The organism is Butyricicoccus sp., from assembly GCF_050872565.1.
Lineage (GTDB): Bacteria > Bacillota > Clostridia > Oscillospirales > Butyricicoccaceae > Butyricicoccus_A.
In genome coordinates, this window is the sequence record NZ_JBNMHC010000365.1 from 1 (window position 1) to 2,144 (window position 2,144).

The 2,144-nt window shown below is 52.3% G+C and carries 3 protein-coding genes; 2 read left to right on the plus strand and 1 reads right to left on the minus strand.

Annotated features, from left to right (window positions below):
- Positions 1-285 (plus strand): SbcC/MukB-like Walker B domain-containing protein (locus ACR0P9_RS11410; RefSeq protein ID WP_432620247.1); only part of this gene is annotated, 285 nt, incomplete at its 5' end.
- Between the two features lie 4 nt (positions 286-289).
- Positions 290-982, plus strand: coding sequence for a tRNA (N6-threonylcarbamoyladenosine(37)-N6)-methyltransferase TrmO (gene tsaA / locus ACR0P9_RS11415; protein WP_432620249.1), 693 nt, complete (start codon positions 290-292; stop codon positions 980-982).
- A 48-nt stretch (positions 983-1,030) separates the two neighbouring features.
- Here the strand turns inward: tsaA and ACR0P9_RS11420 are convergent.
- Positions 1,031-2,144, minus strand: a 1,114-nt coding sequence (locus ACR0P9_RS11420) for an S-layer homology domain-containing protein (protein WP_432620251.1), incomplete at its 5' end; no start/stop codon positions are given.

Below are 2,144 nucleotides of genomic sequence, written 5' to 3' on the forward strand. Positions count from 1 at the left end.
GGAGAATCTTTTCTCGGCGCATTGGCGTTGGCACTTGGCATGTCGGATGTGATTCAGAGCTATGCGGGCGGCGTGCTGGTAGAGACTGTTTTCTTGGACGAAGGTTTTGGTACGCTGGACAGTGCGGCGTTGGAACAGGCAATTGGTGTGCTGGTTCGCCTGTCTGGCGGCAATCGGCTCATCGGCATTATTTCCCATGTCGCGGAGCTGAAAGACCGCATTGGGCGGCAGATTGTCGTTCGTCGCGGTACTTCCGGCAGTACAGCAGAAATTTCTATGGGGTGATAGAATGAATGACAATGAAATGCAAGTGATTGCCACGATTCGCACGGATTTTCCGACCAAGTTCGGCATTCCGCGGCAGAGTGGCATTGTAAATACGCTGCGGGCGAAGATTGTATTTGAACCGGAATATCGGAATCCCGATGCCCTGCGCGGACTGGAGGATTTTTCCCATCTGTGGCTGATTTGGCAGTTTTCCGGTAATGCGCGCAGAAAAACATGGTCTCCGACTGTGCGTCCGCCGCGGCTGGGCGGCAATACGCGCATGGGTGTGTTTGCAACGCGCTCGCCGTTTCGACCCAATCCGATTGGTCTGTCCAGCGTGCGCATAGAAGACATTCAGCTGCACACAGAAGAAGGTCCGGTGATTTGGGTATCTGGTGCAGATCTGATGGACGGTACGCCGATTTACGACATCAAACCGTTTATCCCGTATGCAGACAACCATCCGGATGCCAAAGGCGGATTTACCAAGAATACGAGCGGGTATACGCTAAATGTAGATTTTCCGGAGCAATGGCTGGAACAGGTGCCGGAATCGCATCGAGAAGCGCTGCGCGGCGTGCTCGCGCACGATCCGCGCCCCTCGTATCAGCACGATCCGGAACGTGTGTATGGCATGGAATTTGCGGGACTGGAAGTTCGGTTTCGCGTGGACGGCGATCAATTGACCGTTTGCTGTGTAGAACCAATTGCATGAAAAAACAGGCATTTCCCGCGGAAATGCCTGTTTTTTCTGTCTGTGTTCTTATGATCCAAGCAAAGAAGAAGCCACGCCGGTCAAATAGTTCTTGAGCATCTGTGCGCACTCGGCACGAGTGGCAGAATCTCTGGGAGCCAGCTGTGTGCTGCTCTTGCCGGATATAATCTTGGAGGCAACCGCCCACTGCATCGCGTCCTGCGCATACGAGGCAACGGAAGAAACATCGCGGTACTGATTCAGATTGGCGCGTGTACTGGTGTCGAGCTGCTGCTGGCTGGAATAGTGATACAGCACAACAGCAAAATCCTGTCGGGTAATTGGATCATTGGCACCAAATGTGTTGTTTGGATAGCCGTTCATGATGCCATTTTGCTGCGCCCAGGCAACGGCATTGGCAAACCACTGGTCAGAGGGCACATCGGAAAAAGACGATGGCTGTGTGACAGCTGGCGCGCCGGAGAAGTTGTAAAGCACCTGTGCCACCATGGCGCGAGTCAGAGAGAGGGACGGTGCAAATTGTGTAGAAGAGGTACCGTTCATGAGTCGGTTTTGGAAGGCAAATCGCACGGCCGGAGCAAACCAATCGGTTGACAGGACATCCTGAAATCCACAGATTGGCGTCGGGGCAATCAGATCCCCGTGGGTTAAATAGAAATTACAGTCTACATCCGCAGAGATGCCTTGGACAGAACCAGCTCTGGAGTACTGCCAATAATCGTAATTGCTGAAGCTGGTGCTTGTGGTGTAATGCGCCAGCCAGATTTTTACGCCGCTGTTTCGGATTTGATTTGTATTGACATCGTTGGTTAAGAAACTTTTTGTTGCATACAGCATCGGCTCGTATCCGGCGTCCCGAATGGTGTTGCAGAAGGCGAGAACATTGGCTGTTTTCTCGGATTGGCTCAATCCTGCTGTATCTAGCCTGCCGGAGCCATCGGAGTATTCATAATCCATCACAATCGGCAGCTGAATATTCGCCGTTTTTACGCGGTCAATGGCAAACTGCGCTTCTTCCACGGCTTCTGCTGTATTGAGCGCTTGAGAAAAGACATACACACCGATAGGAATGCCAGCAGAGGATGCACCGGTCAAATATGTAGAATAATTCGGATCTTCGCGTAAATCACCTGTTTTTGTGCCGCGGAAGGCGACACGAAGA

Bases quoted from the DNA above. Each gene is read 5' to 3' on its own strand.
- tsaA (WP_432620249.1), top strand. From the start codon at position 290: ATGAATGACAATGAAATGCAAGTGATTGCCACGATTCGCACGGATTTT.